Raw genomic sequence first — 26,892 nt, 5'->3', positions numbered from 1 at the left:
GGCTGATGAATCAGCCGACAAGAGGGAATTCATCAAGGAGGCCAATCAATGAGACAAACAGAGATCTTGCTGCTTTTGGGCGTGTTTGTGGTTGGCCTTTTTGTGGTGTACTGGCTGAAAAAGCACCGACATGCGCGCCACAATCAAGCACTGGCAGCTCAGCTGAAGCGTTATCCCAGCGTGCGGAAAGCGTGGCTGGCAGCCGGGGCAAAAAGGGAAGCAGTCCTTTTGGTTCCCGGTTTAAAAAAAGCTACTGCCGCAGTTGCAACGACGGCAACGGCGAAAGCAGAAACGAGGCTGTACAAGCATGCGGATCAGTGTCAGGCAATGACTCCACAAGGGTTGGCCGTTTCGGAGGACTATTTGTTCCTCTCTGCGTACTGTTCGCAGCAGGAACATCACTCACAGCTTTATATAATAGAAAGAACGAGCGGACGGCATCTGAAAACGGTGGTTCTGCCAAAACGCCCCCATGTCGGCGGATTAGTCTTTGATCGAGCAACGCAAGTGCTGTGGCTAACCATCACTGGGAAAGGAATGGGACGAGTGGCGTGTGTTTCTTTGCAGACACTGCTGGAAGATGATTCCTTGGCAACCAGTCAGCCGATCGCTTATCAGCAAGTCATCGAATTGGCAGGCATCACTCACAGCTCCTATTTGGCAGCCGATAGCGGTGAACTTGTCTCAGGGACCTTTGCCTTGAAAAACGGTGGTGTGGTGGCGAATTATCCGCTGCCTGTTCTTTCAGACAGCGGTCGCAAAGCGTCTCTTCGCATCAAGCCGCATAAGAGAAGGATCACCACCACGAAAGTCCAAAGTATCGCCTTTACCACTGAATACTTGTTGCTGGCACGTTCCTTTGGACCAGGGTCGGCTGAGTTATGGGTCTTTTCAAAGGATGCAACGGTGCTGACCCGCAAACATGCGTTGCGGCGCATCAAGTTTCCCCATTACCTTGAACAGATCGTGGTAGAAAAAGGGCAGCTGTACTGCTTGTTTGAAAGTGGGGCATGGGCGTATCGGCAAAAAGGCGGCAGCATCGATGAAGTCGTGGTATTGGACCTTGCGACCTTACTTCAGAAAGATAACTGCTTAAAAAGAAAAAAGACCAGCCTCTTAAGAAGCTGGTCGTAAGTGCAGTAATTATTCCACGATTGCTCGTTGGATATCTAAGACGGTGCCGGTATGAGCATCTGCCAAAAATTCATAGGTGACAAGCTGTCCGTCTTCGGTGCGGGTGATGCCGCCAGTATATCCTTGGGAAGTGATCGCAAATTTGCGCAAAGGTTGTTTTTCGAAATTGATCCAAGAACCTTCGATCGGTCCTTCTTTGATAAACGCCGCTTTTATATTGTCTAAGACATCATCGGCATTCATGGCTTGCCTTTTCTTCAACCAGATCGTTGAAAAAATCCCTCCTGCAAAGCCAAGACCTAAACCGATGGTCAGTCCATTTTTAAAATAATGCAATGGATGCTCATTCTCCATCTAATGTCCCTCCTAAAGTAAGTTTTCCCGAATGTTTTGATCTCGGTGAAAGCACAGGTTCTCTTAACAATAGTTTACCATAGTTTAGAAATATTCTATAAGAAAAATAACCAACAATAGAAATTTGCGCTATAATAAAGAATATCAGTAGAAATAAGGAGGAAGAGAGCACATCCGTTGTTTCACCCGAAAATTGCTGGAAAACACAGCCACAGCAAGCGTTGCTTTTTCAAAAAAAGCAGCTTTGTTTCTTTGGGGCAGCAAACAACTGATACGTGTTTCTCGAATGATCATGGAAGAAAAAACATTTCAACGTATCAAAGAACTAACGGAGTTACAAGGAACCAGCGGGTTTGAACACGACGTGCGAGCGTATATGCGTGAAGCGATGACTCCATTGGTAGATGAAATCCAACAAGATGGCTTAGGCGGCATCTTCGGTTTGCGTCACCACCAAGAAGCAGATGCACCACGAGTGATGTTAGCTGCTCACATGGACGAAGTTGGTTTCTTATTGACGACGATCACCGATCGCGGCTTATTCAAAGTCACTCCTTTAGGTGGATGGAACCCTTATGTAGTTTCTGCTCAACGGTTTACATTGAAAACAGCGAAGGGCGATTACCCATGCGTTTCTTCTTCAGTACCGCCACATTTGTTGCGAGGAAGCAGCGGTCAAAAAAATGTCGAAGTGACAGATATTTTGTTTGATGCTGGGTTTGAATCAAAAGAAGAAGCAGAAAGCTTTGGCGTACGTCCTGGCGATACGATCGTTCCACAAGTGGAAACCATCAAAACAGCAAATGGGAAAAACATCATCTCGAAAGCTTGGGACAACCGTTACGGCTGTGCGGTCGTATTAGAAGCACTTGAAGCCTTGAAAGAGGAAACATTAGGCCATACGTTGATTGCTGGTGCCAACGTTCAGGAAGAAGTCGGCTTACGGGGTTCTCGTCCGTCTGTGACAAAATTCAAACCAGACTTGTTCTTTGCGGTCGATTGCTCGCCAGCGGATGACACAGTCACGAAAAATGGCACCTTTGGTCATCTAGGAGCCGGGACTTTGATGCGAATCTATGATCCAGGCATGATCATGTTGCCACGGATGAAAGAATTCTTGTTGGATACAGCAGAAAGCAACAACATTCCTTATCAATACTTTGTTTCAAAAGGTGGTACCGACGCTGGTGCGGCACACATGGCAAATGAAGGGATCCCAAGTTCAGTTATCGGTGTTCCTGGACGGTACATCCATACCCACCAAACCCTATTCAGTATCGCTGATTATGAAGCGGCACGGGAAATGGTGATTCAAGTCTTGAAAGGTTTGGATCGTTCAACCGTTGATACGATCTTAGCAGGACAATAAGCGAGAACGAACGAAAGCAAAGAGACAGCAATCCGTTGTCTCTTTTTTTCTGCAGGGGTTCTGAGACCAGCATGTCAGTTGGTAGTCCCTGAAAGAAAGGTGTATACTTAAAGAAAAGAAAGTGGTGAGTATTTGATTATTCCAAAAGATTTAGCAGAGTTAGCAACATATGTGGAGAAAGGCAAAAATGTCTTCTTTTTCACCGCCGATTGGTGTGGCGATTGTCGATATATCAAACCGCAATTGCCTGAGATCGAAGCGGATTTTCCAGCGCTTCAGTTTATCGAAGTCGACCGTGATGAATACATGGATGTAGCGGTTGAATGGAACATTTTTGGTATTCCTAGCCTCGTCGTTATCGAAGACGGCAAGGAGCTGGGACGGTTAGTCAACAAGGATCGCAAAACCAAAGAAGAGATCGAAGCCTTTTTAACCAGCGTACAATCAGCATAGGAGGGGAAAAAGATGGAAGCACAAAGATATCAAAATATTTTAGTAGGGATCGACGGTTCAGATCAAGCGATGTCAGCCTTCAAAAAAGCAGTGGAAGTCGCTCGTCGAAACCAAGGGAAGGTCTATGCCGCAACGATCATCGATCAGCAAGTGCCGACCATGATGGGCTATGCACCTTTGGATAGTTCCATCTTAGAACAAGAAAAAGACACGGCGAAAAATCTGATCGACGACTGCAAAGCCTACGCAAAATCAGTGGATTTTGATCTAGTAGAAGGCATCGTCGCTTACGGCTCCATCAAAGACGCCCTTGCCACCCAATTACCGGATCAATACGACATCGATTTGATCATGGTGGGGCAATCCGGGCTGAACGCCGTGGAACGCTTCATGATGGGGAGTGTCGCCAGCTTCGTTATCCGTGAAGCCCGGTGCGACGTGCTGATCGTATCACCCGAAGAAACCAAAGCGTAAGGTCATTTTGGAAAAAATAAGTTTGTCGTTGCCGTGTTCTTTTCCATAGTTTGCATGGTAGTAACAAGTGACAAAAGGAAGTTCCTGAGAACCAGCGGTTTTGCTCGCTAGTGAAGCATTGTCTTTAGCAAATGAGCAGTAGCTGGTTTTCAGGCTTTTTTGTCTTTGAAAATAACTAGAATTTCAAGGAAAACAAAGAAATTCCATGACGGATGCCGAAAAATTTGTTAAGATTATGGGCGGAATGTGTAAGTACCTAAGGAGGAAAAAACGTGATTTTTGCTTATAACAAAGAATATGTCAGTGATACACTGCTTGCCATCACAGCAGATGATAAAGGATTAGAACAAACCGTCGAACGCAAAGGCAATGTTGCCCAAATCAAAAATGAAGAAGGCACGATCGTTGGCTGGAACTTTTTTGCGATCTCAGAAGTGATGACGATCGAAGGGCGTGGTCAAGTGACGTTGACGAAAGAACAAATCCAACAATTGAACACCATGATCAAAGAAGCAGGATTCAGCGAAGAACTGCCAGCAGATACAGAACCAAAAATCGTCGTTGGCTATGTGAAATCTTGTGTGGAACATCCAGACAGCGACCATCTGTCTATCACGGAAACAGAAGTCGGGGATGGGGAAGTCTTGCAAATCGTCTGTGGTGCTGCCAATATCCGTAAAGGCTTGAAAGTCGTTGTCGCAAAACCTGGGGCAATGATGCCAGATGGCTTGATGATTTGGCCGGGGACGCTTCGTGGCGTAGAAAGCTTCGGAATGATCTGCTCTGCTAAAGAACTGCATTTAGAAGGTGCCCCAATGAAAAAAGGCATCCTTGAGCTGCCTCAAGATGCCGTTGTAGGTGAAGCTTTTCCAGTCGGTAAAGCCTAAAAAAATGAACTGCCGCTTCCTGTTTTTGCGGCAGTTCATTTTTTGATTGTTTCGATTGGTTTTGATGATTAGTTGCTGCTGTCTGTTGATTGTTCGTTGATCGACGTATCAACGGAAAGTTTTACTTCTGCTGTTTTTTCTTCATCGCCACGATAGAAGGTTACAGTGATCGTGTCACCGACTTTATGTTTGTACAACGCAGATTGCAGATCCGTTGTTGTGCTGACTTCTGTATCATCGATCTTCGTGATAACGTCATATTGTTGCAATCCTGCTTGTTCTGCTGGTGTTGCATTGTTGACTGAGTAGATCACAACGCCAGAAGTTACGGATGAAGGAACTTTCAAGATTTGTTCTTGTTGTTGTGATGTGATGGAACCTAAATCGATCGTTTGGATACCTAGTGCAGGGCGAACCACTTTGCCGTCTGCTTCTAGTTGATTGATGATTTCAACGACATCGTTACTTGGGATCGCAAAGCCCATCCCTTCGACACTAACACCTGAAGCAGAGCCAGAGGTGCTGGCGATTTTACTTGAGTTGATCCCAATCACTTGACCATCAACGTTGATCAGTGGACCACCTGAGTTCCCTGGGTTGATCGCAGCATCCGTTTGGATCGCATTGATGCTGATCGTACCACCAGATTCGTTTTGGCTTGTTACTTGACGATTCAAGGAAGAAACGATCCCTTGTGTCACAGAGTTTGCGTAGTCAGAGCCTAGAGGAGAACCGATCGCGATGGCTGGTTCGCCGACTTTCAAGGCACTTGAATCACCAAATGTTGCGGCAGTCTTCACATGCTCTGAAGAGATTTTTAAGACGGCTAAGTCTGTGTAAGAATCGGTACCTACCAATTCAGCTTTGACTTTTGTACCATCTGCTAAGACAACTTCCAAACCATCTTGACCTTCAACTACGTGGTTGTTGGTTACGACATAGGCATCGTCGCCATCAATTTTGTAGATGACACCACTCCCTTCGGAAGAAGCTTCTAAGGCGCTGTCGTCTTCGCTTTGGCTATCGCCTTCACTTTGTCCACCTTGCTGACCAAAGAGGCTGTTCCAATCGTTGCTTTGACTTTGTTGTAAATTAATGATGGAAACGACGGAATCTTGTACTTTTTCAACTGCTTCAGTGACATCACTGGTCACATCAAGTTTGACATTAGATACTTGTGTTTGCCCGTTAGAATCTTGGACCCCACTGTTGGTCGTGGTTTCTGGTGTTGAAGTCAAGGATGAACCCATTGCCAGATATAGACCGCCGAAGGTCAATAATCCGCCGACCATACCGCCTAAAATCCCAATACCTAATCGTTTTAATAAACCAGGAGAAGTTTTCTTACCTGGTGTGACATATTTTCTTGCCATTACTATTTCCCCCTTAATGAATAATTCGTTATAATCAGTATATTCCTTCTATCTGAGATTAGTCTACTAAGAGATTTTGAAAAAAATATGAAGAAGTTGCGTAAGAATCTGTTTCAAACGATGAAATTTTCTTCGTAAGACCCGTTCATTTTTGAATAAAAATAGCAGAGAAATCTGGGGAGAAGTAAAGGTCTTTTTATCCACAGTGTGTGGACAAACTTGATGGGGTTGGTTGGGTGGATGAAGAAATCGTTGAAGTGTCGCAGTTTTATAGATAAGATATAAGGATTTCAAAGAAAGTCAAAGTGTGTAAAAGGTTGTGGATAGCATTGTCCACATTTTCATAAAATAAGGGGATAACGAGGAGAAATCTATGAAAATCAAAATCGTCACGGTAGGAAAACTAAAAGAAAAGTACCTCGTTCAAGGAATCAACGAGTACGCCAAACGATTGGGGGCATACGCAAAGCTTGAGTTTATCGAAGTACCAGATGAAAAAGCACCAGAAACCTTGAGTGAAGCCCAAATGCTGCAAATCAAAGAAAAAGAAGGCCAGCGTATTTTAGCCAAAATCAAAGACACCGAATATGTCTTTGTCTTAGCAATCGAAGGCACCAATCCCACCAGCGAAGCCTTCGCCAAACAAATCGATCAACTCGGCATCCAAGGAAAAAGCCAACTGACCTTCGTCATCGGCGGATCCCTAGGCTTAAGCCAAGAAGTCATGAGCCGCAGTGATGCCAAAATCTCCTTTGGCAAAATGACCTACCCCCACCAACTCATGAAACTGATCTTATTGGAGCAGATTTATCGCGCGTATCGAATCAATACGGGAGCGCCGTATCATAAGTGATAAATCTTGATGGTTATTTTTAATACTTTTAAAGTTTTTATGCAGACTTGCCAGTAAAAGAGTCTGTTTATTTTGAGGTCGTAAATGATAAAAATACTGTATATTGATTTATTTAGAAAGGAAAGTAAAAATGGGAAAAATTGGATTTCTTTTTGGTGCTGGAGCAGAAATTAATTATGGTATGCCTTCTGGTGGAAAGTTTGCTTTAGATATATTCAGACAAGATCCAAATAAGGCAAGGAAAAAAATTAGAGACTTAAGAGATAACATTGATAATTCCTCTAGATATGCTTCGAATTGGTTACCCAAAAACTTTGAGAGAAATAATATACATGTTTTTGGTGAAAGAATATATGATTCATTAATAAAGGATACTGTGGGAAATAATAGAGATAGAATCATTAAAAAAATCAATAATTTTGATGTAGTTGCAAAAGAATCAATGAAAGTGGTTGAAACTGAGTTAAATATAAATTTCGAAGAATTAATAAAAAAAGATTTAGGGCGTGAAGTTGAGGATATAAATATTAATCATAAATTAGAGTATTCAGAAATGTTTAAAAGTGGTGATGAACTTTTTTCCAATCATTATTTCGCAGTTTTATTGAAATATTATGAGGAATATGTTTTCGAAACTAGCTCAGTTAAAAGGCTTTTAGGCGAAATAATTAAGTCTATTTTCCAACTGCAATTGGGGGCGATGAGTGAGGAATTATCTAGACAGAACGAGAATAATATTTTTAAGAAATCTGATATTCAATTGGATATTTTTGAGGACTTAGGTGGAAATTTAAGTGTGAACTATGAGAAAGCTGGAGTAAAAGGATTAGAATTACTTGCTAAAGATCGAGATCCAGATGATAAGAGTCATCCTATTGTAGAACTAGCATTTGAAATTATTGAAAGAATCTATTCAGAAGTTTTGGATTACAAGTCATTAATAGATACAAACTGGCATTACCTATACAATCCTTACAGTGAATGGGCAAAATTCTGTAGAATATCCACTTTTTTATATACGGTTCAGATTTATATAAAAGAGCAAGCGGAAGAATTGATATGCGAAAAAGAGGGATACTATGATGATTTGAAAAAATCAGGCATAGAGATAAATGTAATCGGAACTACTAATTATAATTCATTAATCGAGGATAAAATAGGGGAAAATGTAATTTTTTTAAATGGGGGAGTGAATCAGTACTATGATCCTTATTTAAACGCAATAGGCTCCTATGAAGAGTTAACTTCTGAAGAAAAACATTTTATTGTACCATTATTATTTACTCAAAGTGGAACAAAACCCATGACATCAATAGATATGTCATTAAAGTATGTGGAGTATTATACTGCTTTAAAAAATTCGGAAATTATTTGTTCAATTGGATTTGGCTTTAATTATGACGATGAACATATTAACGGTATTATAAGGACTCTTATAAATAGAGAAGATAAGAAATTATATATAGTAGATATTAATGGCGAAGATGATATGCAGGACAAGAGAAAAGAATATGCAAAAAAATTAAAAGTAACTAAAAGCTCTAATATAGAATTTATCACAGTGAATAAATCTAATAGAAAAGTTGGTGATAAATTATGGACAGAATTTTTAAAGGAAATGTGTTCACAGTGATTAAACTTAATAGTTTCACTTATTAATTCGGCATGTAATTAAATCTTTTGGTACTAAATTTTAAGTGAAAATGTCCAATATCTATTAAAAGTATGTTAAATATCAGAATTTGCAGGAATCAAGATAATTAACTTATTGTGAGGTTAGACGGATATAAAAGATCACTTTTTCATTTAAAGGTAGTCAAAAATCAAAAAGTTTATCATTTCTATTAACTTTAAAAGGAGCAACAACCATGCGAAATATCAAACTAACGATTGAATACGACGGCAAGCGCTACTTAGGGTGGCAACGACTAGGAGATTCTGAAAAAACGATCCAAGAAAAAGTTGAAGGGGTCATCAAATTATTGACGGGAGAAGAAATTGAGATCGTGGGTTCTGGTAGAACCGATGCGGGCACGCATGCTCGAGGACAAGTGGCAAATTTCAAGACGACCCATCAAATGAGTTTGCCAGAGATGCAGCAGTTCTTTAACCGCTATTTGCCGCAAGACATCGTTGTCAACAAGATTGAAGAAGTGCCTGAACGATTCCATGCACGCTATCACGCCAAAGGCAAGCAATACAGCTATTATGTTTGGAACAACGCGATCCCATCGGTCTTTGATCGCAATACCAGTTTTCATTGCCCGCAGCCCCTTGATTTGGAAAAAATGCAGCAAGCGGCTGAGAAGTTGATCGGCACCCATGATTTTATTGGCTTTTCTGCGTTGAAAAAATCAAAAAAATCAACGGTGCGCACAATCGATGAAATCACTATCATACCAGAAGGCGACCTATTGCGGTTTACCTTCAAAGGCAACGGCTTTTTGCATAAAATGGTCCGAATCTTGACAGGCACACTGATTGCCATTGGCGATGGCACGCTACCGCCAGAAGTGATCGATCAAGTGTTAGCCGATAAAGTACGACAAGTAGCTGGTGAAACAGTGCCTTCTCATGGCTTATTTCTAGATGAGGTGTATTATTAAAAGAAACTTGATTATGGCTATTTAAGGAAAGGAGATCATCTATTGATCACATTAAAATCCCCACGAGAGATCGAACAAATGAAAACTTCTGGTCGTATCTTGGCAAGTATTCACGAGCAGCTACGGGAAAAAATCGTTCCCGGTATCACCACGAACCAAATCAACGCCTTTGTCCATCAACAGATAGAAGCTGCAGGGGCAACAGCCGCGCAAATCGGGTTTGAAGGGTATGAATTTGCGACGTGTATCAGTGTCAATGAAGAGATTTGTCATGGTTTCCCTTCAGAATATGTTTTAAAATCAGGCGATGTTGTCAAAGTCGATTTTTGTGTCGATTACAAAGGAGCAATCTCTGATAGCTGTTGGACGTATGCGGTAGGAGAGATTTCACCAGAACATCAAGCGCTGATGGAAGTAACGAAAGAAGCCTTGATGAGAGGTATCGAGCAAGCACAGGTTGGCAACCGTGTCGGCGATATTGGTTATGCGATCCAAAGCTTCGCTGAAGAAAAAGGGTATGGTGTCGTGCGGGACTTTATTGCTCACGGCATTGGCCCAACCATTCATGAAGAACCATTCTTTCCTCATTTCGGCTTGCCTGGCAAAGGAATTCGGTTGAAAGAGGGCATGACGATCACTATCGAACCGATGATCACGACCGGCACTTGGCGCATGAAGATGGACCCGAACGGCTGGACAGCACGCACGATTGACGGCAGTTATTGTGCCCAATATGAACATTCGATCGCCATCACCAAAGAAGGTCCAGTCATCATGACGTTGCAAAAGGAAGAAACGTGAATATCACTTAATGTCTTTGAAAAATAACTGTGTGTAATTTCCGTAACATGTATACTTTCTACATCTCTTAAAAGGGCTTATCTAACTGATGGTACGCCCTTTCGAACTGTGCTTTTTTCAAAAAGACTCATAAAAGAACTCAGTAATCAACGAGTGCTTGTCTATTCATATTGGTATTTTTGATGGAGTCGTTCATATAGTATATCGTGTCCTTAGTTGTTTTGGGGTGATTTAAACAAACTAGAGAATGATCTTTTTTCTACTTAAAATGAAAATGAGATTGGAGAGTCAATTCTGATTCATCAGTCCCATAAATTATAGCGCCTTTTTTATAGATTAAGAAAAGAGGGGCAGAAACTTAAAATTTTGATCTCTATTTTATTAATATTTTCATAGATTATTAGTACTAGCGATCTATGAAAATATATTAACTTAAGTTTACAAATAATAATACTTTATATGTCAAATTTCAATAAAGCATAAAAAGACTAGCCATATAGAGCTAGTCTTTTTTATATCTTATTTCTTGTAACCTTTTCTACTTTTAAATGATAAACCTAACAGACTTAGACTAGCCAAAACAAAACCAATGATTCGTAAACTTTCTTGAAAAGTAAAAGAGTCGGCGTCTCCTGTTTTAGGCATCATTGCTAGGCTTGAAGATTTTAAGAGTGTGGATTTCACGTCATGCCTTGAAGACCTAGTAGGCAGGGGAATCGTCTCTCTATTTACCTGATTTTCTTTTTTTGTTAAAGATTGCGCTGTTTGTTTACTTTCAGATTTCATGAGCGCTGTTTTGAATTGGATTGTTTTAATTGTTTGCTTTTCTTCAGAAGTCTTAGGGACAGGTCGGCTTGTTTTCTGTTCACTTAGTTGTTCCAATTTCATAATTACTGGTTTTTCAATAATTGGTACTCTACTAGCTTGAATAAACTGTTTATGATCAAAAGGGTTTAAATTTTTAGGGATATCTCCATCGATAAGTGATGGCTGTTTTTCGACTAGTACATTAGTTGCAGGAGTAATCTTTTCTGTATTTGTAGAGAATGTATTATCAATTATAGTAGTCGCAAAAGTATTGATTGCTTGCATAGAAAAATTAAAAGTATTCATTTGTGGAAATTTTTTAATAGGAACATTTATTGTCATTTCTACTGGTTGGCTAGGTATCATACTAGGTACTTCTTTTAGCTGTTTATTTATTGGATCCTCGTATTTTTTATTCGGTACTTTTTGCTCAGAGATAGGTTTAGCCGGTGCGATATACTCAGCTTTTGTAGGAACAGCAGGAGTAGCAGGAACCAATTGAACCGATGCATTCGGCTGCAAATCAGGCACGTTTATCACAGGAGTTGCAGGAACAGCTGGCGTATTCGGTACTTTTTGCTCAGAGACAGGTTTAACTGGTGCGATATACTCCGCTTTTGTAGGAACAGCAGGAGTAGCAGGCACCAATTGCACAGGCGTATTCGGCTGCAAATCAGGCACGTTTATCACAGGAGTTGCAGGAACAGCTGGCGTATTCGGTACTTTTTGCTCAGAGACAGGTTTAACCGGTGCGATATACTCGGTTTTTATAGGAACAGCAGGAGTAGCAGGAACCAATTGAACCGATGCATTCGGCTGCAAATCAGGGACATTTATCACAGGAGTAGCAGGAACAGCTGGCGTATTTGGTACTTTTTGCTCAGAGACAGGTTTAACTGATGCGATATACTCGGCTTTTGTAGGAACAGCAGGAGTAGCAGGAACCAATTGCACAGGCGTATTCGGCTGCAAATCAGGCACGTTTATCACAGGAGTTGCAGGAACAGCTGGCGTATTCGGTACTTTTTGCTCAGAGACAGGTTTAACCGGTGCGATATACTCGGCTTTTGTAGGAACAGCAGGAGTAGCAGGAACCAATTGAACCGATGCATTCGGCTGCAAATCAGGGACATTTATCACAGGAGTAGCAGGAACAGCTGGCGTATTCGATACTTTTTGCTCAGAGATAGGTTTAGCCGGTGCGATATACTCGGCTTTTGTAGGTACCGATGGTGCAGATGGGGTTTCTTGCTTAATAATCGGCGGTGTTTGATTAGGTTCAGCAGGCGTTAAAGACTGCTCAGGTTTTTGCTGATCGGGAGTATTCGGTGGTGTAATGATACCGTTATCCCCTGAAGTTTGGTTATACCATACATTATTATCATTAACCCAAGTTTCACCATTTTCACTGGTGGCTTTTTTTTTGTGTTTGATCAGTTGTTACATCAACGCCATTGATGGAGTCTGCATTGGCTTGAGCCTCAGTCGCGATTACGGTAGTTATGCTAGCTAATATGATTGATGTGGCAATGATTTGTTTTTTCATGATTAAAATTTCTCCTCAAATTCGATTTGTGATTGGTTTTTCTCGTAGAAATACAAGTATCTTGTCCAAGAACTTAGAATAAGATAGTCAATCCACGGCAAAATAAAAGACAAATCTCCATGAACACCAGTGAAAATGGAAGTAAATACTGAATGGTATTTAAATTCAATGAATTATTTCATGAAAATTTCTTGATTCTGTCTGACAAAACTTATCATATAAGGTTTTGGCTTATTCTACATAGAAGGTCTTAAATTTAGTACCTCAATGATAATTATGGTGAGTGCTATTATATTATTTATTGAAATTCTTGTTCTAAAACAGCCCATTGTTTCTTCTTTTGTTTCTAGTAATCATATTCTTACTTGTATTCAAAGATAATAAGGACAAAATGGTTAATTAATTTTTCTGAATATGTGTGTACATAAAGATGATTAATATCTCTTTTGTAACTCAATTCCATGAATAACAATAAACTTTCAAAGTCATATGTTCTTTTATAAGTCCTAAATTAAAGACTTTTTTTTCTTTGACCAAATTCAAGAGGTAAAATAAATGGAAATTCGCAGACTGCTTTTAAAATGACAAGTAGAAGAGGAAACATTTTGAATAAACGAATAGGTATTGTGCGGATCTCTTAGAATAAATTTGAAAGGAGATAACAAGTGACAATAAAATCAGCTAACGAATATTTCTTATTTTTCGATGATTTTTTCGAAAAATATAACTATCCATTAATTAACGAGTACTATATAACGACAAAAGAAAATTTCATTAAATTGATTCAGAATATTTCTACCAAAAATGCGTTTGCAACCATCAAAGAATTGGTACGAATCGATGCTAAGTTGCAAATTTTATCTAGTTTAATTGATGACAATATTTTCAAATTATCTGAAACTGAAATAATAAGATTGGCAGAAATAGATAGCGGAACTTACTATGAAGAAATATTCAGGATGGATGGAATGACAAATATTAGTAAGATTCACTCACTTATACTTCTATAAAATAAATGACTTCAGGAGACTGTTCAAAGTGAATTTTATTCAGATAATATAAAATTTTAATATGCGATTTAAATATATATTTACAATAAAAAGACAGGACAGAACTTTACTCTCCTGACCTGACATTTTTATTTATGACGGGTTGCTTTTTTATTATTTACCTCAAAGTTTATTATCTATTGAGCATAATACTTTGAATAAACCTATTTAATGTTAGGGTTTATGATTTACAGTTTGATATTAGAAGAACTAAACAAATTTATGAATTACCTTGATTCACTTTTTCTGTTTGATTCTTATTGGCGTCATCGACAGCTTTTGCTGCATCATCGCTACCTTGTAATGCTTCTACACTATCTTTATTACTGTCAGGAAGCCCATTGTGCTCAGACAGGATACTATCAACTGCAGTTTTAAGGGCGCATAGTTGTTCATCTTTTGCAGCTGCTACGGCACTTCCTTTATCTTCAGCAGTTTTTTTATCAAGAGCTGCACTGGCTTGCGCTTCTGTGACAGCGTTATTGGCATTTGTAAGTTGTGTTCTTAAATCAGTAATTGTGTTATTTGCCGTTTCGAGATTATTTTCGACAGCTTTCTTCTCATTCTCAGCTTTTATTTTATCAGCTTCTGCTTTTGCTTTATCTACTAACGCTGTTGCCAAGTCTGTCTTAGTGCCGCTTAAAGTTCGGGATAAGGCATGAACACCTTGGTAGATAGCTTCTGTAGTTGCCGTGGAGTCACGATAAAGTGCAGTGCTGGCTGCAAATGTTGTAACACTCCCGAATATTGTACAAAGTAAGCCAGTGGCTATTAAAGATTTTGATAATTGCTTTTTTTTCATGTTCTAAATTCTCCATTTATTTATTTTGTTGCAAAATCTATTTTAGGTTATTTTAGGTTCAAATTACCTAAAAAGACAGATATTTCATACTTCAAAAAAGTAAAATATAGGTATATATAATATAAATAATGATTTATCTATATGATCGTATGTTTCATTTTTAGCAAGCACGATATTGCTGGGAAAATTAGTTGTCCTTGGTATAGTATCAGTCTTTCTCAATCTTCCTGGTATTCAATATGAATATGTTATAATTAAAATACAAAACTTTACAAAATTTTGTATGAAACAGAAAATTAGTATGTATATTTATTTTTCCCGAGAAGGCTACCATGTTTGAATAGTTTTAAAATAATAATCAGATAAAAATAAGGAGGTTGGGTAAATATGAAAAAACAATCAGCTAATTTCTTGTTATTGACTACTATAGGAATTGCTTTGATTTATCAAATTTTATCTTTTATAAATTTTCCCGAGCTACTTCATGTCGTTTTTGGAACGGTTTGCAATTTAGTATTTGCCTTTATTGCCGGGTATTGTTTATTAAGAAAGGACTTTCTAAATCAGTTCAAGCACTTCAACTTTAAATCATTCGCCTGGGGATTACCTCTTGTTTTGTTTTCTGGAATGCTTTTTTCATTCCTCTATTCATTAATTTTTGGGCAACCTACGCCGAATGCGATTAATGATACACTTTCAGTAAAAATGATTTTGTTTCAAGTGCCCTTTATGCTGATGGGAGAAGAACTATTAAGTACAAATATCCTAATCGCTCTTCAGAAAAAAGGCCTTTCTTTTTTCTGGTCAACAATTATCTGCAGCATTCTTTTTGCATTCTGGCACATTCCTGCGTATGGATTTCACCCTATACAATTAATATTCACCCTAGCACCGGCTAGGTTAGCACTAAACTATGTATGGAAGAAATCATCTAGTGTTTGGGTGAGTTGGATCTGTCATTTTATCTATGACTCGCTAGGCTTTATTATCTTTTTTCTCAAATAGTGTTTTTTTAATTCCTATATTGATATATAGACGAATAAGAGAATTAGCAAGAACTTGCTAGTTCTCTTTTTTTCTATTTATATAAAGAACCTTATTGTTCAATACATGACTCGTAATAGTTATAAAAAAATTATTGTTTCGAATTTTTCGGTCTCATATTTCATACCTGATGATCCAAAAAAAGAAAGATTACTATAATAAGAAATGTAAGAAGTTTTTTAATACAATCTTATGATAGGAGGATAATAAATGTATGGAGAAACGTTAAGGAAAATTCGTCTGAAAAAAGGGTTAACTCAAAAAGAAGTGTATGAAAACATCATATCAAAATCATATGCAGTAGAATTCGAAAAAGGAAAGCATCAAATTTCTACTTATATATTGCTTGAAATTTTACAGAATCTATCTATAGAAATAGACGAATTTTTATTTATTGCTAATAACTATAATATGAACGAAAAAACGTATTATGATTATACGTACAGTAAGTTAGCCAACAAGCATGATATTGAAGGTCTAGAAGATTTATTAAAAACATTAAAAAGTAGGGAAGGTAGATTAAATGATATTAGAATAGCTGAAGTAAGGTCTCGTCTCCGAATTTTACGAAATTTCAGAGACAATGGTGTTTATGATACAAATGTGATTTTACAAGAAGATAGACAGACTATTTTAACCTACCTAATTGAGAGGGAAAGTTGGACACTTCAAGAAATTAAGCTTTTCGCTAATACGCTAGATTTGTTAGACAATGAATCAATATTTATTCTTTTTAAAAGAGTTTCTCGTGTGCTTGAATATTATGCCGATCTAGAGAAGGGGAAAGAAATATATTGCGCATTGATTATAAATTTATTGGAATATACATTTAAGAAAAAGCAATACGACTATACAGAAATATTACTTATCCAATTGGATCTTCTATCATCCAACTATAAAGAGTTTTTTTATAGAACCGTTTATAATTTTTTTGAGGGACTCTTGGTAATGAAAAAACTTGATCAAGAAAAGGGAAGAGCTATTGCAGAAAATATGTTAGATATTATGAAAAAATTAAACCAAGAACCACTAGCGAAGTTGTACGCCCTTTTATTGATTTAACGGATTTTTTCATAGATGATAATAAATCCATTACTTGTTAAACTGAACCAATCATTTAAATAAATTAAAAAGCAGGAGGAATATAAAATGAAACAATTTGGCAGTTCAATTTTCTTTTTTTTATTAGCAGTAGTGCTCTTTATGGTTAGTAACTTGGTAGGGTCGCATCTGGACTCAAGAGGATTTGTTGTAGAGCCAGCATTCTTTTGTATACCACTAGGATATTTATCAATCTTTATTTCAATTTCTATAACTACTACTAAGCTATTAAGAAATAAATTAAAGACTAAATGATACAGATGAGATGTTTTTCACGATTAGGACTTCTTGTTTTTAATCTAAACGAAAGAAAAAGAGGAGCGAATGAGATGTATCCAAGTCATTCACTCCTCTTTTTCTTTCATCTTATAGGTTAAGTCACTATAATGATCAGAAAACAAATTGTATAATAAGATCAAATATTATTTTAAAGAAATTTAATGAATAATATGCTAGCATACATATTTCTTTGTTGATATGGATGAGAGAATCTTGAATGCGAGAGGAGTACTATATGTACGGAGAAACTATAAGGGAAATAAGATTAAAAAAAGGATTTAGCCAGAAAGATGTATATGGAAATATTATATCTAAATCATATGCTATTGAATTTGAAAAAGGAAAACATCAAATATCAGCCAATATACTGGTGCAAATATTAGACAATATTTCTATGGACATTGATGAATTTATGTTTATTTCTAATGGATACCAATTAAATGAACAGAATAACTATAATTATATTTATAATAAACTGGCGAACAATCAAGATATCAAAGGACTCAAACATCTTTTAGAAGATCTGCAAGTAAAATCCGGCAAGTTAAATGGAATTAGAATTGCTGAGGTCAGATCTCGGATACGCCTCTTAGAATATTTTGAAGAGTATGGGGAATATAATACCAAAGTAGTTTTAGAAGCTGATAGACATACCATTTTAACCTATCTGATCGATGTGGAAAGTTGGTCTCTGCAAGAAATTCAACTATTTACGAATACACTCGAATTTTTAGATAGTGAAATTATTCTAGTTTTTTTTAAAAGAGTTTCAAAATTGATGGAACGTTATGTGAAACTTGAAAAAGGAAGAGAAATATATTGTGTTTTGTTGATCAACCTAATTGAATATACATTTAAAAGGCAGCAGTATGACTATACAGAAGTATTATTAACACAGCTAGATTTACTATCAACCGATTATAAAGAATTTTTTCACCGAACGGTATATAAGTTTTTTAGCGGGTTACTATTAATAAAAAGAGGGCCTGAGCAAGAGGGAAGAGATCTTACACAAAAAATGCTTCAGATAATGAGAGATTTAAATCAAGACTCTTTAGCTGAGCTTTATTCACAATTAGTTTCATAATTATATAGGGCATGTAGTTTTCGATTGTGCATCTATTTAAAAGTAAATATTAAGACTTAAATTAGAAAGCTATTTAAGTTTTAAAATACAATGGTTTATTTTTCATTCTAAATATGTTTACTAATTTGAATTAGATGGTCAAATTAGATGAATTTGCCCAAATAGGAAGCTGAAGGTATTTAAAGAGAATTATGATTTATATTAATTAAAGGGATAATAACTATAAACATAGTTGTCAATAACTTATTTGGGGAATGAATATTTATATAGAAATTGTTGGGAAGTCCATTATATCGGACTTTTTTTATTTTCTTCTTAAATAGCCTTATTATAAGATTTACATTGTAAGGAAAGAGGAAATCAAATGGAAGAATTAACATATAAAACATACCGATGCGGATCCCTTAAGTTCAAAAGCCCAATCGATCAGAAACGTCAGAAAGAAATTGAGAGAAAAGGTAATCGACAAGAGGTTCAAAAGTTAGCACAGATACTCTTGAAGCAAGAGTTATTATTAATAGGAAATTAATCTATGAAAAAATCAACTCTTTCATCTGTGATTGTATCTGGTATAACTTGCGCATTGGTAATTTTATTTGGCTATGTCTTGGCAAAATCGGAGCACCCAATAAATCGGTTTGTCGAGGCGATGAAGGAACCAACGTTTATGGAGTCTATTGGGAGTACCGAACAATCAGGAAGGAGCACAAGCGAAACTATGGCGCCATCTACATCGGAGCCGCAATGGTATAACCAAGCAGAAAGTTTGATATCGGATTTTCATGAACGGATGACTTTGGCACAAAACCAAAACACTACTTTCAATATTGGCGCCACTGTCGACGAGTTAGAACATGCTATTCAACTGATGGCACGGTCTAATCAAGATAGTGGCATGTTATTAATCTATTCTAGGCAAATATTATATGACCACGGCTACCCTACAGATAATCCAAATTTTGTTGAAGATTTAATAACAAGAGCATTTCATAGTGCTGGGTGGCAAGTTGCGCCTAATGAAGATGGTTTCACCGAATCAAGCAACTAATCATAGTATGATATTACGCAATTTTGATTTTTAAGAATGCGACAGAGTCTAATTTATGTATTTTGTTCTTGTTGTGAGATAATATTGGTACAATATTATTGAGGATCAGAAACTTAATAATTTTTGATCCTTTTTCTATTCTTCATTTCAAAATTCCTTTAGTAGCTCAATTAGTTAGGATAGAAAGATCCTAATTTAGGACAGAAGAGTAAACTTTTAAGAACAATTCTTTTTAAATGAATTTAGGTGCTTCGACAAAAGGATAATTATGTATATACTCCGTCGTGATATATCTTATACTATGTATATATAGAAAGAGGTGTCGCGCATGGAAATGCTACCTATAAAAAAGTGGGGCAATAGTAACGGTCTTAGATTGCCAAAGTACATTATGGAGTATCTTGGCATTCATACTGATGACAAAGTGAAGATAATGCAAGAAGAAGTAAACGGGCATAAGCGATTAATCATCGAAGCGGCGAAATCAGAAAACGAGTTAACGATTGAAAAGTTATTTGAAAATTACACTGCTGAGAGAAATCAGGAGGAAATTCAACATTTAGGTGAAGCAATAGGAAATGAAAAATGGTAAGAAAACCTAGATAAGGTGATATTTTGTTATTGGATACAGCTCCTCGTTCTGGACAAGAACAAACGGGAAAAAAGACCCTATATAGTTTTAAGTTATGACATGATTGCAGATTATAGTAACGTTGCCACCATTGCTCCGATTTCTAGTACAAGTAGAAACTATCCGTTATATGTAAGTATTGATCCAGATTATGGCATGAAAACAACAGGAAAAGTATTGCTAGATCAATTAACGACAATTGATTATGAGGCCAGAGCGTGTGTTTTTTTGGAAAAAGCGCATGAGAGATTGGTTGAGGAGTTATTGATGAAAGTTAGAACAATATTTCAAAAAGTAAGTAAATAAAAACAACATGGTCATCTTATCTATGTTGACCATGCTGTTTTCTTTTATTCTATAGACAGTGTGTCCGTAAACTTATACTCCTTTGTAATCTTTGAGATAGCAACGCCATTCTCAAAAGCCTGAACGATTTATACGCTAACCCATACAAAAGCCAAAAACGTTCGAGGATTTCTCTCGAACGTTTTTTGGGCATCAAATTGGGCGAATCGGCGAAACTATGGTACAGTGCAACCAAACAAGGAGTGAGAGCCGCTCCTTCATGAGACAAAGGGGCAATGGTGATGAAGCAAACAACGATGGCGTGGCTGTCAGAAATCTATAATTTGATCTTGCATCCTGGCACGAGACAGTGGGAACGAGAACAACTGGTGCAAGCAAAAAATACACTGGAAACTCAGCTGGCGACCAAACAAAAAGCAGGCAAACACGAAAAGGAATCGTTAAATAGCCTTGAAGACCAACAGACCAGACGGGTTTTGGAAAAACTAGAAGCGTCGTTGCGTCCTTTGGCACTGAGAAACAATCTGACCCCGAATGTCGCCGAGTTTTATCAAACAATCAGCCAGCCAGCACCGAAAAAGGCAATGAATGAAGAAACAAGCAAAGTCCAACCAGCAGAAGTTTCCGTGGAGCCGACCGAAACAGGTGGAAAAGCACAAGAAGTGGCTATTTTTGCTGGCGGCTGCTTTTGGTGTATGGTAGAGCCTTTTGAAGACCAGCCGGGCATTCTTTCCGTTTTGTCGGGGTATACTGGGGGAACAGTCCCGAATCCGACGTATGATCAAGTACTAAGTGGAACAACAGGGCATGTCGAAGCAGTAGAGATCATTTTTGATCCCAAAATCATCACCTATCAGGACTTGTTACAGTTGTATTGGCAAGTGACAGACCCGACAGATGCTTTCGGACAATTTCAAGATCGCGGCAATTTTTATCGTCCAATCATTTTCTATACGACTGCTGAGCAAGAAGTGCTTGCGCAACGAGCCAAAAAGGAATTAGCACAATCTGGTTATTATCAGCAACCCATCGTGACCGAGATCCGCATGGCTGCACCCTTTTGGCCAGCGGAAAACTACCATCAAGCATTTTACAAGAAGCAGCCCAAGCGCTACCAGCGGATCAAGCGAGCGCGCAAGCAACTGATGCTTTTTTATAAACTGAAACGCTGGACAAACCGAGGGGAAAAACGATCATAGGCAGAAGATACATCAAAAAAGCGGGGCTCCGAGAAAAGGCCAGAGGATCAAATGAAGGCTCTTTTCTCCACAGGCCGCGCTTTTTTCTGCGCGTTTAGCCAATTGGATAAAAAACGAAGATTTATTTTAGAATAATGTCCAAAGAAAGCGTTAACAACAAGAATTATAATAGAGAAAGAAAAAGTGGCGAAAAAGGTCGAAAAAGCAGGCGTCTTTTGCTTGGTTCCTTTCTTCGAGGAAAGAAGGTGGGAAACACCAGAGAAAAATCAGCGGAAAAATCAATCAGCAACACCCCATAGCAACACAACATTTATTATATGAAGATTCATATAAGTTAGGAGAAATGTGATGAAAAAAAAGGGAACGTTCGTCTCACTGTTTATGGCTCTCATTCTTTTTATCTTTTCAGAAAGAACAGTGTTTGCGGCAGAAGCGATCAATGAGATCGTTGCACCAACTGGAGTCAAAGCATTTTTAGTACTGATTCCGTTAGTGTTAGTACTGGTTTTACTCTTTAAAAAAGTAGATATGATCATTGCTGGCTTGATTGCTGGGATATTGGCGATGATTATTGGCGGGATCAGTTTAGCTGAAGCCAATTCGCAACTGTTGGAAGCTATTCCGACGATGTTAAGTATTACGGTGCCAATCATCAATTCCGCTGTAGCGATGGCGGTCTTCAAAGCCGGTAGTTATACGGCAGCCTTAACCTTAGCCAAAAGAGGGACCAAAGGAAAAGTGGAATATGTGGCTGGTTTTATTGTCATCTTATTGGCAGCAGCGACTTATATGTCTGGGATCGGCGGCGGGAGTGCAATGGTGATCGCACCATTAGCATTTGCGGCGGTTGGGGTGGTACCCGAATTGATCGCAGCGATGTCGTTAGCGGCAGCTGTCTCCTTTACGACCTCTCCTGCCTCTTTGGAATCTAGTATCGTGTCTGAACTGGGCGGCTTTAGTGTCGCTTCTTATGTCGATCAAATGCGCCCATTTTGGTTGTTATTCGTTGGTTTGGCGATTTTATTGGCATTCTTCGGGACCAAGCGTCGTCATCTGGGCTTCAAAGAATCAGCCAACCAAGAGTACGAAAACAAAAGCAATGGCGAGTTATTCAAAACGACACTGCCTGCGATCTTCTTGCTTTTTGCGGTCATCTTTGGCCCGTTGATCAATGACCTGATCGGCTTTGTCCTCTTTACGCCGCTAGTTAATATGGTGGTCACGTTGGCGTTGATTTTTGTTTGTACCGACTTTTCGATGAATCAATCGGTGGAAGCGATGGTGGATGGGTCCACGTATATTTTGACCCGCTTGTTCCAAGTGGGGATCTTTTTAGCCTTCATCAACGTGATCGCTGAAACTGGGACGTTTGCTGTTATTGCCGGTGCGGCACAAAATGCCCCCGCAGCGATCGTCGTTCCCGTGGCGATCTTGACGGGTGTCTTGATTGGGATTCCCGCAGGTGCCTATGTCGGCTCCGTATTAACATTAGTGTTACCAGTTGCCGTTTCATTAGGCTTCCCAGTGTTAGCTCTTGGTTTTGTAACGATGGGGGTTGGACTCGGCAGTCAAATGAGTTTCGTCAACATTACGATGCAAGCTTTATCTTCTGGTTTCCAAATTCCGATTCTGGATGTAGTCAAAGGAAACGTGAAGTGGTTGAGTTTAGCAGCCGTATTATTATTAGTCATCGGCTTAGTGTTTGGCTGATGGATAGGAGGAAAACATGGATTTATTGATCAAACAAGCACGTCTTGAAGACGATGCAGAATTAGTAGACATTGCAATTTCAGGAGGAAAAATCACCGCAGTTGCACCCAACATTGAAGAATCAGCAGCAAAAACGATTGAGGCGAAAGGCAAAGTGGTGATCCCCGGATTGATCGAAAGCCATATCCACTTAGACAAAGCCTTGATTGCCGATCGTGAACCTAATAATTCAGGTACATTACAAGAAGCGATCCAAGTTACGGCAAAGCTCAAACCGACTTTTACCGAAGAAGATATTTATGATCGAGCGAAACGTGCATTAGAAATGCTGATCGTACATGGTACGACTGCTGTTCGCACCCATGCCGAATTTGATCCGGCGCAAGGCTTCACTGGGTTTGACACCATCATGCGCTTAAAAGAAGAGTACCGAGACCTGATCGACATTCAGGTCGTTGCCTTTCCGCAAGAAGGAATTTTTAAAGCACCCGGAACGGATAAAATGATGATTGAAGCGATGGAAAAAGGCGCCGATGTCGTTGGCGGCATTCCTTACAATGATGCGCCAGCCAATGAACACATCGACTTGATCTTTGAGATCGCCAAACAATTTGACAAAGACATTGACTTGCATCAGGATTTTGCTGACGAAGCAGACGATACATCGATCGTCTACCTGTGTGAAAAAACCATCGCAGAAGGCTACCAAGGTCGGGTATCTGTAGGACATTTGACTGCGCTGCACGCTATGGAACCGGATCAGCTGGCAGAAGTTATCGATTTGATGGTCAAAGCCCAAATCAATGTGATGCCGTTGCCTGCGACCGACTTACACTTAGGTGCTAGAAATGATGCCTACAACGTTCGTCGTGCCGTTACGCCGATTCGCAAATTACGTGATGCCGGTGTGAATATTTGCTTAGGCAGCAACAATATTCGTAACGCCTTTACGCCCTATGGCAACGGTGATTTGATTCAAATCGCTATGTTGGCTGTGCCAGTGGCGCATTTAGGCGGCGCCGATGACCTGCCGACAGTCTTGCCAATGATTACGACCAATACCGCCAAAGCATTAAATATCAAAGACTATGGGATCGCTGTTGGCAACCGCGCAGATTTGATTCTTTTAGATACCCAGAGAAAAGCCGATGTGCTGATCGATATTCCTGAACGTTTAGTGGTCATCAAAAATGGCCGCATCACCGTGGAAGTCAAAAAAGAAGTGACGATCCACCGTTAGCAACAGGTCATGTTTTCTTAAGTAGTACGATTTATTCGTGCTACTTTTTTTATCGTAATATAGTTGAAGTAACAAGATCATTTTCTAGTCATTTGTTCTTTTTTCATCTATGATAGAAAGAAAACCGCTATCACGGAGAGTTCGTTTAAGAAAAACCTGTCAAAACTGTTTGACAATGCCGTAATATCAATGGATTTGAGCAGCAATCACAGCAGGTCTGCGTTAAGGTAGAAGAAGGAGGCCAAGATGACGATTGGGGAAGCACTAAAGAACCATCGAGTCACACAGCAAATGAGCCAAGAAGAAGTAGCAAAAAAAATTTTAGTGACCCGCACATCGATCTCAAATTGGGAAACCGGCAAGACGGTACCAGACAGTTTGAATTTATTGAAACTGAGTACCCTTTATGGGTGCAGTGTCGATGAGCTATTAAAAAAGGAGCGAGCAGGAATGAAAAAGAACTTTCGTACGATGACCTATGGTGCTGGATTGAAAGACGGAACGATGCGTTTGAAAATCGAGACTGATGCCAGCAAGTTTTTCCCACGAGGTGTTGAAGTCAAAGCATCCGTCGATTTAGAAACAGGAGAAGTGACCTTTTTTGTCGAGCAAGAGGATTTGAAAAAGCTGAAAGCAGCCACCGACGAAAAATAATTTTTTTATGCAGGTTTTTGCTGAATTTTGCTTGGACAAGAGAAAAAAGTGATGGATAAAAAAACACGAGCCTACCTGCATCGTGTTTTTTTATGTGGGATGAAAGAGGACTGAGGCAATCGATGGAAGCTGATTCTGTTTTTTCTTATCTGCTATTTTCAAAGTTTGTAACGTTTAAGGGAAAGCGAAAAGATGTAAATGGATATATACAATATATAGTGAATAGATCGATTTTTATCTAAATAAAGCACAATATGTAGTATTTACTTTTTTAATAGATTGTGTAAAATAGCAGATGTAGTGAAGAAGGAGCTGTTGTTTTTGAGAGTAACTGTATGTTGCGGCACCCGTTTAGAAAATGAGGAAAAGTTGGCAATGACCGCTCGTGCCATCGGCAATGCCTTAGCAAAAAATCACATCGAGTTGGTTTATTGCGGCCCTTTGGCTGGCTTGATGAGGGAGATCGTGAAAGGGGTCTTTGAAAAAGAAGGCGCAGTGACGGGGATCTATCCATCAGGTTCCTTTGCAGAAGATTTGCCGCCAATCATCACTGGATCAAGCACATACACCGAGTTCTATACGGATACGAGGGAGGAACAAACGCAACAATTGCTGGAAATGAGCGATGCCTACCTTGTATTACCTGGTGGATTTGGTACACTAGAGGAGTTGTCATCAGTATGCTCTTTTACGACTCTTGGGCCCTTGTCAGGCAAGCCGATCGGTGTGTTGATGAACGAAGGCTTAAATGATGGACTAAAGCCGCTGCTAAAAATGTTTGAAGCTTCCAGCTTTGCTTGGGCTGAACTGTCTGAAACGCTCTTTTTCCTATCTGACGTTGAGTCGTTGATCCAACGATTGGCTGCGAAGGGGTCAGGAATGGAGTGCTTGGCAGGATGAAGCATGTCTATTTAGCGGGACCGTTTTTTTCAAACGAACAAGTCGGCCGACTCAAACAGGTAGAACGCAGTTTAGCTGAAAACCCGCAGCCCTTGGCGGTCTATTCGCCGCGCTTGTATCAAGAAGGTTCATCTGAACCCAATACACCAGAATAGGCAAGAGAAATTTTCGAAAAAGACATGCTGGAATTGACACGAGCCGACGTCGTCGTTGCCGTTTTGGTTGACCATGGAGGGATCACCGATCCGGGAACAGCCTTTGAAATCGGCGCAGCACACGTACTAAATAAACCAGTGATCGCTTTTCAGGAAAAAACCGCGGCGGTCAATCTGATGTTGCCGGAGTCGGAGCAAGCGTACTTGACTGATTTGGCGGCACGAACAGCGTATGATTTTGAAGCGATGGCGCACCGAGCATTTGTCGGTGACTATATTTAATAAAGGATGATGAATGTGTTATTAATCGCAGGAACGATCGGGGCAGGAAAAAGCAGTTTGACTGATTTTTTATCGAAGGAAATGGCGTCGAAGCCTTTCTATGAAAACGTGGAGGACAACGATGTTCTGCCATTGTTTTATTCCAATCCAGAACGATACGCCTTTTTATTGCAGATTTTTTTCTTAAACAAAAGCTTTTTAGGGATGCGGGAAGCTTTGTCCAATGATGACAATGTCATTGACCGCTCCATCTATGAGGATAGTTTGATGTTTCATCTAAATGCGGATCTAGGTCGAATCGCACCGATGGAAGTCGAACAATACGATAACCTGTTGAACACGATGTTGCGGGAATTGGAAGAATCTGCGCCGTTGAAGCATCCAGATCTAATGGTTCATATCAAGGTTTCCTTGGATACAATGATTGAACGGATCAACAAACGTGGTCGTTCCTATGAACAAATTGCCAACGATCCGACATTGTACGACTATTACAAAGAATTAAATCAGCGATACGATGAATGGTATGAAAACTTTGACGTTTGTCCGAAAATGCAAATTGATGGGGATCAATTGGACTTTGTTGCCAATGAAGACAACCTCATGGTGATCCTCGAGATGATCCAAGAAAAACTGGCGGAAGTCCGTCAGACCCATGGCAAAGGCCACTATTGTACGGACAAAGCCATCGCAAAAGGTGATTTTTCTAAGAAAAACGCAGCATCTGTGACAAGCTGACCCAGCAGTT

At 39.2% G+C, this 26,892-nt stretch carries 30 protein-coding genes and 1 pseudogene; 26 read left to right on the top strand and 5 right to left on the bottom strand.

Annotation, left to right across the window (positions count from 1 at the left end):
• The first annotated feature begins 48 nt into the window (after window positions 1-48).
• The gene (locus tag IGJ01_RS11965) at window positions 49-1,134 is read left to right on the top strand and encodes a hypothetical protein (protein WP_244732242.1); all 1,086 of its coding nucleotides are present in this window, start codon (window positions 49-51) and stop codon (window positions 1,132-1,134) included.
• A 9-nt stretch (window positions 1,135-1,143) separates the two neighbouring features.
• Here IGJ01_RS11965 and IGJ01_RS11960 read toward each other — a convergent pair whose 3' ends face one another.
• Window positions 1,144-1,488: a peptidase gene (locus tag IGJ01_RS11960; protein WP_005234590.1), complete on the bottom strand. Its 345-nt coding sequence runs from the start codon at window positions 1,486-1,488 to the stop codon at window positions 1,144-1,146.
• 292 nt (window positions 1,489-1,780) lie between these two features.
• Here IGJ01_RS11960 and pepA point away from each other — a divergent pair, with 292 nt between their 5' ends.
• The 4 genes from pepA (at window position 1,781) to ytpR (ending at window position 4,671) form a co-directional block, all read left to right on the top strand.
• Window positions 1,781-2,857 carry a glutamyl aminopeptidase gene (pepA, locus tag IGJ01_RS11955; RefSeq protein WP_034878843.1) on the top strand — a complete coding sequence of 359 codons (1,077 nt, stop codon included), beginning with the start codon at window positions 1,781-1,783 and terminating at the stop codon, window positions 2,855-2,857.
• 132 nt (window positions 2,858-2,989) lie between these two features.
• Entirely contained in the window at window positions 2,990-3,310 is a 321-nt protein-coding gene (locus IGJ01_RS11950; protein ID WP_008379116.1) for a thioredoxin family protein, read from the top strand.
• A 12-nt stretch (window positions 3,311-3,322) separates the two neighbouring features.
• Window positions 3,323-3,784, top strand: a complete 462-nt coding sequence (locus tag IGJ01_RS11945; RefSeq protein ID WP_005225429.1) for a universal stress protein — start codon at window positions 3,323-3,325, stop codon at window positions 3,782-3,784.
• 272 nt (window positions 3,785-4,056) lie between these two features.
• Window positions 4,057-4,671: a YtpR family tRNA-binding protein gene (gene ytpR / locus IGJ01_RS11940; RefSeq protein ID WP_005225431.1), complete on the top strand. Its 615-nt coding sequence runs from the start codon at window positions 4,057-4,059 to the stop codon at window positions 4,669-4,671.
• A 68-nt stretch (window positions 4,672-4,739) separates the two neighbouring features.
• On the opposite strand, the gene IGJ01_RS11935 is transcribed toward ytpR, so the two are convergent.
• Window positions 4,740-6,044 carry a S1C family serine protease gene (locus IGJ01_RS11935; RefSeq protein ID WP_244732240.1) on the bottom strand — a complete coding sequence of 435 codons (1,305 nt, stop codon included), beginning with the start codon at window positions 6,042-6,044 and terminating at the stop codon, window positions 4,740-4,742.
• Window positions 6,045-6,417: 373 nt separating this feature from the next.
• Here IGJ01_RS11935 and rlmH point away from each other — a divergent pair, with 373 nt between their 5' ends.
• From rlmH to map, 4 genes are all read left to right on the top strand, one after another.
• Window positions 6,418-6,897, top strand: a complete 480-nt coding sequence (gene rlmH / locus IGJ01_RS11930) for a 23S rRNA (pseudouridine(1915)-N(3))-methyltransferase RlmH (RefSeq protein WP_244732238.1) — start codon at window positions 6,418-6,420, stop codon at window positions 6,895-6,897.
• Window positions 6,898-7,027: 130 nt separating this feature from the next.
• The gene (locus tag IGJ01_RS11925) at window positions 7,028-8,530 is read left to right on the top strand and encodes a hypothetical protein (RefSeq protein ID WP_244732236.1); all 1,503 of its coding nucleotides are present in this window, start codon (window positions 7,028-7,030) and stop codon (window positions 8,528-8,530) included.
• 235 nt (window positions 8,531-8,765) lie between these two features.
• Window positions 8,766-9,503 (top strand): tRNA pseudouridine(38-40) synthase TruA, encoded by a 738-nt coding sequence (truA, locus tag IGJ01_RS11920; RefSeq protein WP_244732234.1) that lies wholly within the window; start codon window positions 8,766-8,768, stop codon window positions 9,501-9,503.
• 42 nt (window positions 9,504-9,545) lie between these two features.
• Entirely contained in the window at window positions 9,546-10,304 is a 759-nt protein-coding gene (gene map / locus IGJ01_RS11915) for a type I methionyl aminopeptidase (protein WP_005234612.1), read from the top strand.
• Between the two features lie 519 nt (window positions 10,305-10,823).
• On the opposite strand, the gene IGJ01_RS11910 is transcribed toward map, so the two are convergent.
• On the bottom strand, window positions 10,824-12,233 hold the full coding sequence (locus tag IGJ01_RS11910) for a hypothetical protein (protein ID WP_430601116.1): 1,410 nt from the start codon (window positions 12,231-12,233) through the stop codon (window positions 10,824-10,826).
• Between the two features lie 283 nt (window positions 12,234-12,516).
• A complete protein-coding gene (locus tag IGJ01_RS11905; protein WP_430601115.1) occupies window positions 12,517-12,657 on the bottom strand; it encodes a hypothetical protein in 141 nt (46 codons plus the stop codon).
• A 665-nt stretch (window positions 12,658-13,322) separates the two neighbouring features.
• On the opposite strand from IGJ01_RS11905, the gene IGJ01_RS11900 reads away from it, so the two are divergent.
• Entirely contained in the window at window positions 13,323-13,667 is a 345-nt protein-coding gene (locus tag IGJ01_RS11900) for a DUF7006 family protein (RefSeq protein WP_005234616.1), read from the top strand.
• A 259-nt stretch (window positions 13,668-13,926) separates the two neighbouring features.
• On the opposite strand, the gene IGJ01_RS11895 is transcribed toward IGJ01_RS11900, so the two are convergent.
• On the bottom strand, window positions 13,927-14,508 hold the full coding sequence (locus IGJ01_RS11895; protein ID WP_430601114.1) for a hypothetical protein: 582 nt from the start codon (window positions 14,506-14,508) through the stop codon (window positions 13,927-13,929).
• A gap of 387 nt (window positions 14,509-14,895) precedes the next feature.
• On the opposite strand from IGJ01_RS11895, the gene IGJ01_RS11890 reads away from it, so the two are divergent.
• The 16 genes and pseudogenes from IGJ01_RS11890 to IGJ01_RS11815 all read left to right on the top strand — a co-directional run bounded on the left by IGJ01_RS11890 (window position 14,896) and on the right by IGJ01_RS11815 (window position 26,882).
• Window positions 14,896-15,513: a CPBP family intramembrane glutamic endopeptidase gene (locus tag IGJ01_RS11890; RefSeq protein WP_244732228.1), complete on the top strand. Its 618-nt coding sequence runs from the start codon at window positions 14,896-14,898 to the stop codon at window positions 15,511-15,513.
• Between the two features lie 249 nt (window positions 15,514-15,762).
• Window positions 15,763-16,614 carry a helix-turn-helix domain-containing protein gene (locus tag IGJ01_RS11885; RefSeq protein ID WP_244732226.1) on the top strand — a complete coding sequence of 284 codons (852 nt, stop codon included), beginning with the start codon at window positions 15,763-15,765 and terminating at the stop codon, window positions 16,612-16,614.
• Window positions 16,615-16,701: 87 nt separating this feature from the next.
• A complete protein-coding gene (locus IGJ01_RS11880; protein WP_194188424.1) occupies window positions 16,702-16,908 on the top strand; it encodes a DUF3955 domain-containing protein in 207 nt (68 codons plus the stop codon).
• Between the two features lie 259 nt (window positions 16,909-17,167).
• Window positions 17,168-18,019: a helix-turn-helix domain-containing protein gene (locus IGJ01_RS11875; RefSeq protein ID WP_430601113.1), complete on the top strand. Its 852-nt coding sequence runs from the start codon at window positions 17,168-17,170 to the stop codon at window positions 18,017-18,019.
• 364 nt (window positions 18,020-18,383) lie between these two features.
• Window positions 18,384-18,548: a hypothetical protein gene (locus IGJ01_RS11870; protein WP_005234632.1), complete on the top strand. Its 165-nt coding sequence runs from the start codon at window positions 18,384-18,386 to the stop codon at window positions 18,546-18,548.
• 3 nt (window positions 18,549-18,551) lie between these two features.
• A complete protein-coding gene (locus IGJ01_RS11865) occupies window positions 18,552-19,067 on the top strand; it encodes a hypothetical protein (protein WP_005234634.1) in 516 nt (171 codons plus the stop codon).
• A 328-nt stretch (window positions 19,068-19,395) separates the two neighbouring features.
• On the top strand, window positions 19,396-19,659 hold the full coding sequence (locus IGJ01_RS11860; RefSeq protein WP_005234636.1) for an AbrB/MazE/SpoVT family DNA-binding domain-containing protein: 264 nt from the start codon (window positions 19,396-19,398) through the stop codon (window positions 19,657-19,659).
• Window positions 19,660-19,679: 20 nt separating this feature from the next.
• Window positions 19,680-20,004: pseudogene (locus tag IGJ01_RS11855) on the top strand (type II toxin-antitoxin system PemK/MazF family toxin).
• A gap of 275 nt (window positions 20,005-20,279) precedes the next feature.
• A complete protein-coding gene (gene msrA / locus IGJ01_RS11850) occupies window positions 20,280-21,203 on the top strand; it encodes a peptide-methionine (S)-S-oxide reductase MsrA (protein WP_005234639.1) in 924 nt (307 codons plus the stop codon).
• A 348-nt stretch (window positions 21,204-21,551) separates the two neighbouring features.
• The gene (locus IGJ01_RS11845; RefSeq protein WP_430601112.1) at window positions 21,552-22,913 is read left to right on the top strand and encodes a citrate transporter; all 1,362 of its coding nucleotides are present in this window, start codon (window positions 21,552-21,554) and stop codon (window positions 22,911-22,913) included.
• 16 nt (window positions 22,914-22,929) lie between these two features.
• Complete coding sequence (locus tag IGJ01_RS11840) at window positions 22,930-24,153, top strand: amidohydrolase family protein (RefSeq protein WP_005234642.1); 1,224 nt, start codon at window positions 22,930-22,932, stop codon at window positions 24,151-24,153.
• 246 nt (window positions 24,154-24,399) lie between these two features.
• Window positions 24,400-24,807 carry a helix-turn-helix domain-containing protein gene (locus IGJ01_RS11835; protein ID WP_061054425.1) on the top strand — a complete coding sequence of 136 codons (408 nt, stop codon included), beginning with the start codon at window positions 24,400-24,402 and terminating at the stop codon, window positions 24,805-24,807.
• A gap of 321 nt (window positions 24,808-25,128) precedes the next feature.
• The gene (locus IGJ01_RS11830) at window positions 25,129-25,707 is read left to right on the top strand and encodes an LOG family protein (RefSeq protein ID WP_244732222.1); all 579 of its coding nucleotides are present in this window, start codon (window positions 25,129-25,131) and stop codon (window positions 25,705-25,707) included.
• Window positions 25,704-25,862 (top strand): hypothetical protein, encoded by a 159-nt coding sequence (locus IGJ01_RS11825; protein ID WP_244732221.1) that lies wholly within the window; start codon window positions 25,704-25,706, stop codon window positions 25,860-25,862. Before IGJ01_RS11830 ends, IGJ01_RS11825 begins: the two co-directional genes overlap by 4 nt.
• Before the next feature lie 24 nt (window positions 25,863-25,886).
• On the top strand, window positions 25,887-26,144 hold the full coding sequence (locus tag IGJ01_RS11820) for a nucleoside 2-deoxyribosyltransferase (protein WP_244732219.1): 258 nt from the start codon (window positions 25,887-25,889) through the stop codon (window positions 26,142-26,144).
• A gap of 15 nt (window positions 26,145-26,159) precedes the next feature.
• A complete protein-coding gene (locus IGJ01_RS11815) occupies window positions 26,160-26,882 on the top strand; it encodes a deoxynucleoside kinase (RefSeq protein ID WP_005225447.1) in 723 nt (240 codons plus the stop codon).
• The last annotated feature ends 10 nt before the right edge of the window (window positions 26,883-26,892 follow it).

The organism is Enterococcus sp. AZ089 (genome assembly GCF_050547225.1).
Lineage (GTDB): Bacteria > Bacillota > Bacilli > Lactobacillales > Enterococcaceae > Enterococcus_D > Enterococcus_D entomosocium.
Note: the sequence above shows the minus strand (reverse complement) of the source record. Positions and strands in the feature narration are given on the sequence as shown.